Below are 13,298 nucleotides of genomic sequence, written 5' to 3'. Positions count from 1 at the left end.
TCTGCCGGCCCCGTTCATTGAGCCGCACCGTTTTTCAGAGAGCAGAAACGACGAAGCCCTGAGTTATCGCTAACTCAGGGCTTCTGAATAGTGGCGGAACGGACGGGGCTCGAACCCGCGACCCCCTGCGTGACAGGCAGGTATTCTAACCAACTGAACTACCGCTCCGCGCCATTCCCTCTTGCGGGGGAACGAGGCGCATATTACGGACGCCTTTCGGTTCCGTCAACGCCTTTTTCTCACCAAATGAACCGTTTGCACAGTTTTTCAACGAAGGTTCATCCGCTGAGGTTTTTTCACGCAAAAACGCCGTTATTCGGCCGGCGCTCCGCGCCACAGGCAGCTGCCGCCCTTCTTCGCCACCAGATCCAGACGCGCCTCATGCGCCTTCACTTCTTCGTCGCTGGCGTAGACCACTTTCATCGCGGTCGCCGGGCGGACAATGCGCTGAATCTCTTGCGCGGCGTCGTTTTGCTGGGTATCCCCCTCCATCTGGAAGGCTATCGAGGTCTGACCGCCGGTCATCGCCAGATAGACTTCCGCCAGGATCTCGGCATCGAGCAATGCGCCGTGCAGCGTACGCTTGCTGTTGTCTATCTCATAACGGCTGCACAAGGCATCGAGGTTGTTGCGCTTGCCCGGGAACAGGCGGCGCGCCATCAGCAGGCTGTCGGTAATGGTGCAGAAGGTCTCTGTCTTCGGGATGCCCTGCTGCAGCATGCGGAATTCGTGATCCATAAAGCCGATATCGAACGCCGCGTTATGGATCACCAGTTCGCCGCCGCGGATAAAGTCGAGGAATTCCTCGGCAACCTGATCGAAGGTCGGCTTGTCGGCCAGGAAGTCGTCGCTGATGCCGTGTACGCCGTAGGCTTCCGGATCCACCAGCCTGTCCGGCTTGATGTAAACGTGGAAATTGCGCCCGGTCAGGCGGCGGTTAATCACCTCCACCGCACCGATTTCGATGATGCGGTGCCCTTCGTAGTGCACCCCAAGCTTGTTCATACCGGTGGTTTCGGTATCGAGGACAATCTGTCTGGTGGTTGTAGAGATCATATTGCAGTGCTCACAGCGCTCGTTTATGTCAGACTTGGCTTTTATAAAACTGATAGGAAGAGTCTACCAGAGATGCTCAAACAGGTAGAAATTTTCACCGACGGCTCCTGCCTTGGCAACCCCGGCCCCGGTGGCTACGGCGCGATATTACGCTATAAGCAGACGGAAAAAACCTTCAGCGAGGGTTTTCGTCTGACCACCAATAACCGCATGGAAATGATGGCGGCGATCGTGGCGCTGGAAGCGCTGACCGTGCCCTGCGCCGTGACGCTCAGCACCGACAGCCAGTATGTGCGCCAGGGCATCACCAGCTGGATCCATAACTGGAAGAAGCGCGGCTGGAAAACCGCCGACAAGAAGCCGGTCAAAAATGTCGATCTGTGGCAGCGATTGGATCAGGCCATTCAGCGCCACGAGGTAAAATGGGAATGGGTCAAGGGCCACGCCGGCCACCCGGAGAACGAACGTTGTGACGTGCTGGCGCGCGAAGCGGCCGGTAAGCCGACGCAGGAAGACGTCGGTTACCAACCGGAAGCCTAAGGCAGTTTGCGATAGCTCTTGGTCGCGCCCACCGCGCGGCTGAGAGAAGGTTTTCTCGCCCCCAGTTTCATCGGCGTAGGCGTCAGCGGCAAGGTGCGTTTGCGCGCCACAATCACGCTCATGCAGCCCAGCGCCGGCAAATGAGTGCATAAAAACTTGCCGCCCTTGCGGTGCCATGGCAGCACGTGAAAACGCGCCTGGTACAACACCTCATAATTCAGCAGGCTGAGCCAATCCAGCAGCCGCATCTGGGTAAACATGCGGCTGACATAGGGCTGGCGGCGACGCAATCCGGGCACCAGTTTGCCCAATCCCAGCAGGCTGAACGGATTGAAGCTGCTGATAACCAACCAGCCATCGTCGATCAACACCCTGTCTACTTCACGCAGCATACGGTGCGGATCGTCCGCATAGGACAGCGTATGCGCCAACAGGCAGGCATCCACCGACTTGGCGGCAAACGGCAGTTGATAAGCATCGGCGATCACCTGCAGCCCTTCCCCCTCCAACCCTACGTTGACCTGATGGGAAATCGCGCATTTGTCCGTGGCCAGCTCGGCGCTGAGCATGCCCATCTTCAGCAGATGGAAACCGAACAGCTTTGGCCACCAGGGTTGCAACTGCCGCTCGAGGGCTTCACGATAGTATTCCCCCCACGGCAGCTCCGCCCAGGACTGCGGGCCGGTGAGCTTTTGTAGAGTATGGGCTGGTTTCATGATTTATTATCTTCTTTCAAGCCGTTGCCAACGAGAGGTACACCATGAATCTTATCAGCATTCCCGCCTTCCAGGACAATTACATTTGGTTATTGGATGACCGGCAGGGGCGCTGCATTATCGTCGATCCGGGTGAGGCGCAGCCGGTGCTGGAAGCGCTGCAGCGCCTGCAGCTGACGCCGGCGGCGATCCTGCTGACCCACCATCATCACGATCACGTCGGCGGCGTGGCGCAGATCGTGGCGCAATATCCCGGCCTGGCTGTCTATGGGCCGCAAGAAACCGCGGACAAAGGCGCCAACCACATCGTCCGCGACGGCGACACCTTTGCCATCGATGGCCACCAATACAAGACTATCGCCGTCCCCGGCCATACGTTGGGCCATGTGGCATTCTATAGTGCCCCTTATCTGTTCTGCGGCGACACAATTTTCTCCGCCGGCTGCGGCAGGCTGTTTGAAGGCAGCGCCAAACAAATGTACGACTCATTTCAACAACTCGCGCAACTTCCCGATAACACCTTAATTTGCTGCGCGCATGAATATACTCTTTCAAATCTTAAGTTTGCGCGGGCTATTTTGCCGGAAGATCGAGAGATTGAAACATATCAACAACATGTTGAAGCGTTAAGGGCAAAAGGCCAAGCCAGCGTGCCAACCACATTGCAATTAGAGCGCAAAATTAACCTGTTTTTACGTTGCCATGACACTGATTTACAAAAGAAATTAGGCTTTAATTCACCACCGGAAAGCCTTCATTCAGTTTTTTCCGAATTACGCCTGCGGAAAGATAACTTCTGAGCTTTTAGTTGTGTTATTTGGCGAAGCAAAGTATTATTGCTCGTCTTTTAAGCAACTACATTGACACACACATGAAGGCTAAAGCGATATTTCTCGCCTCAGTCTTGCTAGTGGGTTGCCAGTCGTCCAGGCAGGACGCACCGGCGCCAGAACAGCATGCACAGAGTTTGTCTTCAGCTGGTCAAGATGGTGAAGCAGGAGAGTACACAGCAAATGGCCGAGCGAGCTCGGCGCGGTGGTTGGATAACAACAGTCCCGCCGCGCAACAGGACCTGTGGAACTTCATTAGCGACGAGCTGAAGATGGAGGTTCCGGAAAATTCCCGGATCCGTGATCAGAAAAGAAAGTACTTAAAAAGTAAGAGCTATCTCCACGATGTAACATTACGGGCAGAGCCGTACATGTACTGGATAGTCGGGCAGATTAAGAAACGTAATATGCCGATGGAACTGGTACTGCTACCCATAGTGGAGAGCGCTTTTGACCCCCACGCCACGTCAAGTGCCAACGCCGCAGGGCTATGGCAAATCGTGCCGCAAACGGGTCGCAATTATGGTTTGAAAAACAATCAGTGGTATGACGGTCGACGCGATGTCGTCGCCTCGACAACCGCTGCGCTTAACATGATGCAGCGCTTGAACCGTATGTTTAACGGCGACTGGTTACTGACCGTAGCCGCCTATAACAGTGGTGAAGGCCGCGTGATGCAAGCGGTGAAGGCAAACAAACGCCAGGGTAAGCCAACCAATTTCTGGGCATTGTCGCTTCCGCGTGAAACGTCAATCTATGTCCCGAAAATGCTGGCGCTGAGCGACATCATCAAGAACAGCAAGAAGTACGGCGTGAAACTCCCGAAAACGGATGAAACCCGTGCGCTGGCGCGTATCGATGTCGGGCAGCAGATCCAGCTGACTCAGGCGGCTGAGATGGCGGGGCTTTCAGTCACCAAGATGAAAGCGTATAACCCAGGCTACAAAAAAGGCGTTACGGCACCCAACGGGCCCCATTACATCATGGTTCCCAAAGGGCATGCCGAGCAACTGAAAGACTCGCTGGCCGATGGCCAGATCGCCGTGACTCAGCCAACGACGCAGTTGGCGAAGAACAGCGGTTTGACCGGTGGCAATTCGTATAAAGTGCGCTCCGGCGACACCTTATCGGGCATTGCCAAGCGGCTGAACGTTAAGACCAGCGATTTGCAGAGTTGGAACAACTTACGCGCCAAGAGCGCCATAAAAGTTGGGCAAACCCTGCAAGTGGCCAGCAATACTGGCGGTAACAGCAGTATTACCTATCAGGTTCGTAAAGGTGATTCGCTTGCCAGTATCGCACGTCGTCACGGCGTCGATATTAACGACGTGATGCGTTGGAATTCAACGCTCGGTAAAGGCAACAGCCTTCAACCCGGTCTGAAGTTAACCCTGTTTGTCGGCAACAAGCTGACGCCGGATACCTAAGTTTCCGGCACAAAAAAAGCACCCTTCGGGGTGCTTTTTTATTGCCTGCGATTCACCAGACGGGAGAATCTTTTTCCGGGTGGAACTCCACCAACAGCGGATTGTGATCCGACGCGCTGGTCACCAGTACCGACGCCTCTACGACCCCAAGATTGCGATAAAACACAAAGTCCAGCGGGCGGCCAAAAGCCTTACGGCGGTGATCGTCGGCGAAGCTCACTTCGCGCAGCGCCATCTCACCGGCAAAGTCATACAAGGCATTGATACGTTTGCGGCTCCAGGCGTTGAAGTCCCCGGCCATGATCACCGGCCCCCGGTGGCTGGCGATCTGCTCGCCGATCGGCCCCAGCTGCTTGCTGTAGACGTCGACTCCCAGACTAAAGTTCACCGCATGGATGTTCACCACCATCAACAGCTCACCGTTGTACAGCGGATAAACGGTGATCAGGGCCGACTTGGACAGCCGCAGCAGCGGCTCTCGCTCGCGCAGCGGGCAGCAGTAAACCGGATGAGCGGCCGCCAGCGTCATCACGCCGGAAGGGTGCTGCGGCAACACAAAGGCCGGCACCTGATCGGCCGCCAGATAGTTGGCGGTAGCGTAGCTCACCAGCTCCGGCGTAGTTTGCGCTTCTTGCAACAGCACCAGCTGCGCATCTTTGCCATGGTTTTTCAGCACCGAAAGCCAGTCGGCTCGCTGCTGTTTGAAAATATTCCACACCATAACGCGCAAGGCGCCGGTCGTCGGCAGCGCCGCCCCTGGCGGCAACGGCTGATTAACGGCGCCAGGAAAGATTCGCTCAACTGGCTGGCCTGCAACATACCTCATTGCATAAGTTCGTTTCGGCACGCGATTCGCCTATAACCCATTAGCATGAAACTGGCGATGAAGACTTCGCCAACGGTGAATTGATTATACGCCTGCCCCGCACAGACGGCATGGCTTTTACAGGCATAACCTTTTCAGTTATAGGGGCCGCCTGCGGCGATTTCAATCTTCTGAGGGTATAGCAGTGTAAAGGTGATGCAGCAGAGGTGAAAAATGCGAAAGGGCCAGCAAAATGCAGACGGAGAAACAGGAATATGCGCAATCAGATTCCTGTGGGTGACGACGATGCTCCGACGTGTTTAAATGACGAAATCGCTAAAAATTTAGAACAGAGTTTGCCTTTGGAGCAAAAATGAAAGCGAATTCGGACGAGCTTATCACCTTCGTCACCGTAGTGGAAAGCGGCAGCTTCAGCCGGGCGGCGGAGCGCCTGCAGCAGGCCAACTCCGTGGTCAGTCGAACGGTAAAAAAGCTGGAGAGCAAGCTGGGGGTAACCCTGCTCAACCGCACGACACGCCAAATCAGTCTGACCCAAGAAGGCGAAAACTACTTTCGGCAGGTGCAGAAAGTATTGAGCGATATGGCCGCAGCGGAAAATGCGTTGATGGAAAGCCGTCAACGCCCGCAGGGGCTGCTGCGCGTCGATGCCGCAACGCCGGTCGTCTTGCATCTGTTGACGCCGCTGGTCGCCGAGTTTCGTGAACGCTATCCGGAAATGTCCCTGTCGCTGGTCTCTTCGGAAAACTTCATCAATTTGATCGAACGAAAAGTGGATATCGCAATCCGCGTCGGCGAGCTGACGGACTCTACGCTGAAAGCGCGCAAGCTGATGGCCAGCTATCGACGCATCCTGGCCTCCCCCGCCTACCTGGCGCAATATGGCGCGCCAAAGACGGTAGCCGACCTGGAGCACCATTGCTGCATCGGCTTTAACGATCTGCCCAGCCTGAACCGCTGGCCGCTGACCTGTGCCGATGGTCGACAACTGGAGATCGTTCCGGGGCTGACCACCAACAGCGGCGAAACCCAGCGCCACCTGTGCCTGCACGGCAACGGCATCGCCTGCCTGTCGGACTTTATGAGTGATGAAGACGTCAAACGCGGGAACCTGGTTCCCCTTCTGGTAGGAGACACGCTGCCACTCGAAATGCCGATCAACGCGGTGTACTACAGCGATAGCGCTGTCAGTAATCGCCTGCGCAGCTTTATCGATTTTATCAGCGAACGGCTAAAGCGATAAAAAGGCGCCCTCTTGGGGCGCCTGAGGTCTTCATATCTGAAGATTAGTCCCAGTTGGGTGCCAGGCCTTCCGGGCTGACCAATCGGCCGTTGCTTTCAAGCGCCGCAATCTGCGCCATATCTTCGTCACTCAGCGTCAGTTGCTGCGCTAACAGGTTGCTTTCCAGGTTTTCGCGCTTGGTCGAAGAAGGGATCACCGCGTAGCCCAGCTTCAACGCCCAGGCCAGAACCACCTGTGCCGGCGTCGCATTGTGACGGGCGGCAATGCTTTTGATCGTCTCATCCTGCAACGCTTTGCCATACGCCAGCGTCATATAAGAGGTGATGGCGATACCATGTTTCCGTGCGAACGCCACCACTTTTTCATTCTGCAAGAACGGTGACAGTTCGATCTGATTAGTCGCAATCTGATCGGCGCCAACCGCATCAATCGCCTGCTGCATCAGATCGATGGTGAAGTTAGATATACCAATCTGACGGGTCAGCCCCAATCGCTTGGCTTCCAGCAGTTCAGCCATAAACTCTGCGACAGGCACCTCATCATTTGGCGATGGCCAGTGAATCAGCGTCAGATCGACATACGGGGTCTGCAGCTTGGCCAAGCTGTCTCGCAGACTGGGAATTAAGGCGCCCTTAGCCAGATTCGCGATCCAGATCTTGGTTGTGATGAACAACTCGTCACGCGGCACACCGCTAGCGGCGATAGCCTGGCCGACGGCCGCTTCGTTTTCATAGATCTGTGCGGTATCGATAGCCCGATAGCCCAATTCCAGTGCCGTGCTCACAGAGTCGATAACGACCTGATCCTGAAGGCGAAAAGTACCTAAACCAAATGCAGGGATGCTCACAATATTTGCTCTCTCATTAGTGGATAAATAGCGATGCGAGAGAGTATGGCAATATTTTTAGTGAGCAAAAACGCCAGGTTCGGCATAAGACTTTTGATCAACAGGCAACAATATTGAGGAAAGCGGCAGGAACGGCGACAAATTCGGCGAGGTTTTATGAATTTTGCATATGAAAAAGCCCTGAGTCAGAGACTCAGGGCTTATCAATTAAGTGGCGGAACGGACGGGGCTCGAACCCGCGACCCCCTGCGTGACAGGCAGGTATTCTAACCAACTGAACTACCGCTCCACCGATTCTTTTACGTCGCATCTCTCGATGCCGGCAATATCGCGCTCTGCGATTTGCGCATTACCAGTCGTCACGCTGATAACGTTTATTTGATGCCTGGCAGTGTCCTACTCTCGCATGGGGAGACCCCACACTACCATCGGCGCTACGGCGTTTCACTTCTGAGTTCGGCATGGGGTCAGGTGGGACCACCGCGCTATTGCCGCCAGGCAAATTCGTTTCATTCCAACCGCTTCACTCTCGTGTCGCCATCAGAACCAATCTCGGAACTTCGCTGAAAATCTCTTCGTCTCTAAAACACCTTCGGTGTTGTAAGGTTAAGCCTCACGGATCATTAGTACTGGTTAGCTCAATGCATCGCTGCACTTACACACCCAGCCTATCAACGTCTTAGTCTTAAACGTTCCTTCAGGGGCCTTAAAGGCCCAGGGAAGACTCATCTTGAGGCAAGTTTCGCGCTTAGATGCTTTCAGCGCTTATCTTTTCCGCACTTAGCTACCGGGCAATGCCATTGGCATGACAACCCGAACACCAGTGGTGCGTTCACTCCGGTCCTCTCGTACTAGGAGCAACCCCTCTCAATCTTCCAACGCCCACGGCAGATAGGGACCGAACTGTCTCACGACGTTCTAAACCCAGCTCGCGTACCACTTTAAATGGCGAACAGCCATACCCTTGGGACCTACTTCAGCCCCAGGATGTGATGAGCCGACATCGAGGTGCCAAACACCGCCGTCGATATGAACTCTTGGGCGGTATCAGCCTGTTATCCCCGGAGTACCTTTTATCCGTTGAGCGATGGCCCTTCCATTCAGAACCACCGGATCACTAAGACCTACTTTCGTACCTGCTCGAGCCGTCACTCTCGCAGTCAAGCTAGCTTATGCCTTTGCACTAACCTCACGATGTCCGACCGTGATTAGCTAACCTTCGTGCTCCTCCGTTACTCTTTGGGAGGAGACCGCCCCAGTCAAACTACCCACCAGACACTGTCCTCACCCCAGATTATGGGGCCGAGTTAGAACATCAAACATTAAAGGGTGGTATTTCAAGGATGGCTCCACGCAGACTGGCGTCCACGCTTCAAAGCCTCCCACCTATCCTACACATCAAGGCTCAATGTTCAGTGTCAAGCTATAGTAAAGGTTCACGGGGTCTTTCCGTCTTGCCGCGGGTACACTGCATCTTCACAGCGAGTTCAATTTCACTGAGTCTCGGGTGGAGACAGCCTGGCCATCATTACGCCATTCGTGCAGGTCGGAACTTACCCGACAAGGAATTTCGCTACCTTAGGACCGTTATAGTTACGGCCGCCGTTTACTGGGGCTTCGATCAAGAGCTTCGCCTTGCGGCTGACCCCATCAATTAACCTTCCAGCACCGGGCAGGCGTCACACCGTATACGTCCACTTTCGTGTTTGCACAGTGCTGTGTTTTTATTAAACAGTTGCAGCCAGCTGGTATCTTCGACTGGCTTCAGCTCCATCCGCAAGGGACTTCACCTACATGCCAGCGTGCCTTCTCCCGAAGTTACGGCACCATTTTGCCTAGTTCCTTCACCCGAGTTCTCTCAAGCGCCTTGGTATTCTCTACCTGACCACCTGTGTCGGTTTGGGGTACGATTTAATGTTACCTGGAGCTTAGAGGATTTTCCTGGAAGCAGGGCATCAACTACTTCTGCACCGTAGTGCATCGTCATCACGCCTCAGGGTTAGTATGCAACCGGATTTACCAGGTCACACCCCCTACACGCTTAAACCGGGACAACCGTCGCCCGGCCAGCCTAGCCTTCTCCGTCCCCCCTTCGCAGTAACACCAAGTACAGGAATATTAACCTGTTTCCCATCGACTACGCTTTTCAGCCTCGCCTTAGGGGTCGACTCACCCTGCCCCGATTAACGTTGGACAGGAACCCTTGGTCTTCCGGCGAGCGGGCTTTTCACCCGCTTTATCGTTACTTATGTCAGCATTCGCACTTCTGATACCTCCAGCAACCCTCACAGGCCACCTTCAACGGCTTACAGAACGCTCCCCTACCCAACAACGCCTAAGCGTCGCTGCCGCAGCTTCGGTGCATGGTTTAGCCCCGTTACATCTTCCGCGCAGGCCGACTCGACCAGTGAGCTATTACGCTTTCTTTAAATGATGGCTGCTTCTAAGCCAACATCCTGGCTGTCTATGCCTTCCCACATCGTTTCCCACTTAACCATGACTTTGGGACCTTAGCTGGCGGTCTGGGTTGTTTCCCTCTTCACGACGGACGTTAGCACCCGCCGTGTGTCTCCCGTGATAACATTCTTCGGTATTCGGAGTTTGCATCGGTTTGGTAAGCCGGGATGGCCCCCTAGCCGAAACAGTGCTCTACCCCCGAAGATGAGTTCACGAGGCGCTACCTAAATAGCTTTCGGGGAGAACCAGCTATCTCCCGGTTTGATTGGCCTTTCACCCCCAGCCACAAGTCATCCGCTAATTTTTCAACATTAGTCGGTTCGGTCCTCCAGTTAGTGTTACCCAACCTTCAACCTGCCCATGGCTAGATCACCGGGTTTCGGGTCTATACCTTGCAACTAATCGCCCAGTTAAGACTCGGTTTCCCTACGGCTCCCCTATACGGTTAACCTTGCTACAAAATATAAGTCGCTGACCCATTATACAAAAGGTACGCAGTCACACCACGAAGGTGCTCCCACTGCTTGTACGTACACGGTTTCAGGTTCTATTTCACTCCCCTCGCCGGGGTTCTTTTCGCCTTTCCCTCACGGTACTGGTTCACTATCGGTCAGTCAGGAGTATTTAGCCTTGGAGGATGGTCCCCCCATATTCAGACAGGATGTCACGTGTCCCGCCCTACTCATCGAACTCACGACCTGTGCATTTTAGTGTACGGGGCTATCACCCTTTGCTGCGCGACTTTCCAGACGCTTCCACTAACACACAAGCCGATTCAGGTTCTGGGCTCCTCCCCGTTCGCTCGCCGCTACTGGGGGAATCTCGGTTGATTTCTTTTCCTCGGGGTACTTAGATGTTTCAGTTCCCCCGGTTCGCCTCATGCCACTATGTATTCATGACATGATAGTGTGTCGAAACACACTGGGTTTCCCCATTCGGGTATCGCCGGTTGTAACGGTTCATATCACCTTACCGACGCTTTTCGCAGATTAGCACGCCCTTCATCGCCTCTGACTGCCTAGGCATCCACCGTGTACGCTTAGTCACTTAACCTCACAACCCGAAGATGTTTCCATCGTTCGCGCTGCAAACATTTGAGAGACTCTATGACAGGTTACTCTTCACTCCGGTACTTCTACGGAGGAATGAATTTCAGCCGTCATGTTTCAATTTTCAGCTTGTTCCAGATTGTTAAAGAGCAAAATACTTCGCAGCATACTGTTGCCAATATACTCTGAAGTAGTGAAATACCGGACTATATGGTGGAGCTAAGCGGGATCGAACCGCTGACCTCCTGCGTGCAAGGCAGGCGCTCTCCCAGCTGAGCTATAGCCCCATACAGTCACGCGCAGTACCTTTTCCACTTCCGAGAAGTGGTAGGCCTGAGTGGACTTGAACCACCGACCTCACCCTTATCAGGGGTGCGCTCTAACCACCTGAGCTACAAGCCTATAAAGGTATTTCTGCTCGTTACTTTCTATCAGACAATCTGTGTGAGCACGCCACGCGAACTAATATCTTTAGGTAAGGAGGTGATCCAACCGCAGGTTCCCCTACGGTTACCTTGTTACGACTTCACCCCAGTCATGAATCACAAAGTGGTAAGCGCCCTCCCGAAGGTTAAGCTACCTACTTCTTTTGCAACCCACTCCCATGGTGTGACGGGCGGTGTGTACAAGGCCCGGGAACGTATTCACCGTAGCATTCTGATCTACGATTACTAGCGATTCCGACTTCATGGAGTCGAGTTGCAGACTCCAATCCGGACTACGACATACTTTATGAGGTCCGCTTGCTCTCGCGAGGTCGCTTCTCTTTGTATATGCCATTGTAGCACGTGTGTAGCCCTACTCGTAAGGGCCATGATGACTTGACGTCATCCCCACCTTCCTCCAGTTTATCACTGGCAGTCTCCTTTGAGTTCCCGGCCGAACCGCTGGCAACAAAGGATAAGGGTTGCGCTCGTTGCGGGACTTAACCCAACATTTCACAACACGAGCTGACGACAGCCATGCAGCACCTGTCTCAGAGTTCCCGAAGGCACCAATCCATCTCTGGAAAGTTCTCTGGATGTCAAGAGTAGGTAAGGTTCTTCGCGTTGCATCGAATTAAACCACATGCTCCACCGCTTGTGCGGGCCCCCGTCAATTCATTTGAGTTTTAACCTTGCGGCCGTACTCCCCAGGCGGTCGATTTAACGCGTTAGCTCCGGAAGCCACGCCTCAAGGGCACAACCTCCAAATCGACATCGTTTACAGCGTGGACTACCAGGGTATCTAATCCTGTTTGCTCCCCACGCTTTCGCACCTGAGCGTCAGTCTTCGTCCAGGGGGCCGCCTTCGCCACCGGTATTCCTCCAGATCTCTACGCATTTCACCGCTACACCTGGAATTCTACCCCCCTCTACGAGACTCTAGCTTGCCAGTTTCAAATGCAGTTCCCAGGTTGAGCCCGGGGATTTCACATCTGACTTAACAAACCGCCTGCGTGCGCTTTACGCCCAGTAATTCCGATTAACGCTTGCACCCTCCGTATTACCGCGGCTGCTGGCACGGAGTTAGCCGGTGCTTCTTCTGCGAGTAACGTCAATTGATGAACGTATTAAGTTCACCACCTTCCTCCTCGCTGAAAGTGCTTTACAACCCGAAGGCCTTCTTCACACACGCGGCATGGCTGCATCAGGCTTGCGCCCATTGTGCAATATTCCCCACTGCTGCCTCCCGTAGGAGTCTGGACCGTGTCTCAGTTCCAGTGTGGCTGGTCATCCTCTCAGACCAGCTAGGGATCGTCGCCTAGGTGAGCCATTACCCCACCTACTAGCTAATCCCATCTGGGCACATCTGATGGCAAGAGGCCCGAAGGTCCCCCTCTTTGGTCTTGCGACGTTATGCGGTATTAGCTACCGTTTCCAGTAGTTATCCCCCTCCATCAGGCAGTTTCCCAGACATTACTCACCCGTCCGCCGCTCGTCACCCGGGGAGCAAGCTCCCTTGTGCTACCGCTCGACTTGCATGTGTTAAGCCTGCCGCCAGCGTTCAATCTGAGCCATGATCAAACTCTTCAATTAAAAGCTTGATGTGCTTCCACTCGAGAAGCGATGCTCAAAGATTTACTGCATGAATTTTACTTCAGTTAGTCACTCTTCAAGACTTGATATTTTTTTGCATCCGAAGATGCTGGATATCGTCTTGTGGAGTGCCCACACAGATTGTCTGATAAATTGTTAAAGAGCAGTGCCGAGAAACTCATCGGCGCGGGCTGCGTATATTACGCTTTTAGCCCGGAGAGTCAAGCGTTTATTTCGCTGTCTTCTCGCTGACCCGGCGGCTTGTCAGTCGTTGTTCCCGGTCAGTGGAGGC

At 54.2% G+C, this 13,298-nt stretch carries 8 protein-coding genes, 4 tRNA genes and 3 rRNA genes; 4 read left to right on the top strand and 11 right to left on the bottom strand.

The genetic code is table 11. The features are described from left to right. Positions 1-91: 91 nt before the first annotated feature. Positions 92-168, bottom strand: a tRNA-Asp gene (locus SSARUM2_RS03905). 144 nt (positions 169-312) lie between these two features. Further along, complete coding sequence (gene dnaQ, locus SSARUM2_RS03900) at positions 313-1,056, bottom strand: DNA polymerase III subunit epsilon (protein WP_004930195.1); 744 nt, start codon at positions 1,054-1,056, stop codon at positions 313-315. 72 nt (positions 1,057-1,128) lie between these two features. Between dnaQ and rnhA the strand changes: the two genes are divergently transcribed. Continuing rightward, positions 1,129-1,596, top strand: a complete 468-nt coding sequence (rnhA, locus tag SSARUM2_RS03895; protein ID WP_004930193.1) for a ribonuclease HI — start codon at positions 1,129-1,131, stop codon at positions 1,594-1,596. Here the strand turns inward: rnhA and SSARUM2_RS03890 are convergent. Beyond that, positions 1,593-2,312: a class I SAM-dependent methyltransferase gene (locus SSARUM2_RS03890; protein WP_033637192.1), complete on the bottom strand. Its 720-nt coding sequence runs from the start codon at positions 2,310-2,312 to the stop codon at positions 1,593-1,595. The genes rnhA and SSARUM2_RS03890 overlap by 4 nt on opposite strands. Positions 2,313-2,356: 44 nt before the next feature. Between SSARUM2_RS03890 and gloB the strand changes: the two genes are divergently transcribed. Both gloB and mltD read left to right on the top strand, forming a co-directional pair. After that, complete coding sequence (gloB, locus tag SSARUM2_RS03885) at positions 2,357-3,112, top strand: hydroxyacylglutathione hydrolase (protein ID WP_060452684.1); 756 nt, start codon at positions 2,357-2,359, stop codon at positions 3,110-3,112. A 71-nt stretch (positions 3,113-3,183) separates the two neighbouring features. After that, complete coding sequence (mltD, locus tag SSARUM2_RS03880; RefSeq protein WP_101427805.1) at positions 3,184-4,569, top strand: murein transglycosylase D; 1,386 nt, start codon at positions 3,184-3,186, stop codon at positions 4,567-4,569. Positions 4,570-4,621: 52 nt separating this feature from the next. Here mltD and SSARUM2_RS03875 read toward each other — a convergent pair whose 3' ends face one another. Then, positions 4,622-5,416, bottom strand: a complete 795-nt coding sequence (locus SSARUM2_RS03875; RefSeq protein ID WP_028127832.1) for an endonuclease/exonuclease/phosphatase family protein — start codon at positions 5,414-5,416, stop codon at positions 4,622-4,624. A 331-nt stretch (positions 5,417-5,747) separates the two neighbouring features. Between SSARUM2_RS03875 and yafC the strand changes: the two genes are divergently transcribed. Next, positions 5,748-6,635, top strand: a complete 888-nt coding sequence (gene yafC / locus SSARUM2_RS03870; RefSeq protein ID WP_060427832.1) for a DNA-binding transcriptional regulator YafC — start codon at positions 5,748-5,750, stop codon at positions 6,633-6,635. A gap of 43 nt (positions 6,636-6,678) precedes the next feature. On the opposite strand, the gene dkgB is transcribed toward yafC, so the two are convergent. The 7 genes from dkgB to SSARUM2_RS03835 all read right to left on the bottom strand — a co-directional run bounded on the left by dkgB (position 6,679) and on the right by SSARUM2_RS03835 (position 13,006). Next, entirely contained in the window at positions 6,679-7,482 is an 804-nt protein-coding gene (dkgB, locus tag SSARUM2_RS03865) for a 2,5-didehydrogluconate reductase DkgB (protein ID WP_060439059.1), read from the bottom strand. Positions 7,483-7,694: 212 nt separating this feature from the next. Next, positions 7,695-7,771, bottom strand: a tRNA-Asp gene (locus tag SSARUM2_RS03860). Positions 7,772-7,865: 94 nt separating this feature from the next. Continuing rightward, positions 7,866-7,981 (bottom strand): 5S ribosomal RNA (gene rrf, locus SSARUM2_RS03855). 103 nt (positions 7,982-8,084) lie between these two features. Next, positions 8,085-10,992, bottom strand: a 23S ribosomal RNA gene (locus SSARUM2_RS03850). Positions 10,993-11,199: 207 nt separating this feature from the next. Further along, positions 11,200-11,275 (bottom strand) — tRNA-Ala (locus SSARUM2_RS03845). A gap of 38 nt (positions 11,276-11,313) precedes the next feature. Further along, positions 11,314-11,390: transfer RNA gene (locus SSARUM2_RS03840), tRNA-Ile, on the bottom strand. 74 nt (positions 11,391-11,464) lie between these two features. Beyond that, positions 11,465-13,006, bottom strand: a 16S ribosomal RNA gene (locus SSARUM2_RS03835). The 16S, 23S and 5S rRNA genes sit together here with 3 tRNA genes alongside, the layout of an rRNA operon. Positions 13,007-13,298: the final 292 nt, after the last annotated feature.

This window comes from Serratia sp. K-E0102, from assembly GCF_029962625.1.
GTDB classification, from domain to species: Bacteria; Pseudomonadota; Gammaproteobacteria; order Enterobacterales; family Enterobacteriaceae; genus Serratia; species Serratia sarumanii.
This window is presented reverse-complemented; position numbering and strand designations above follow the sequence as displayed.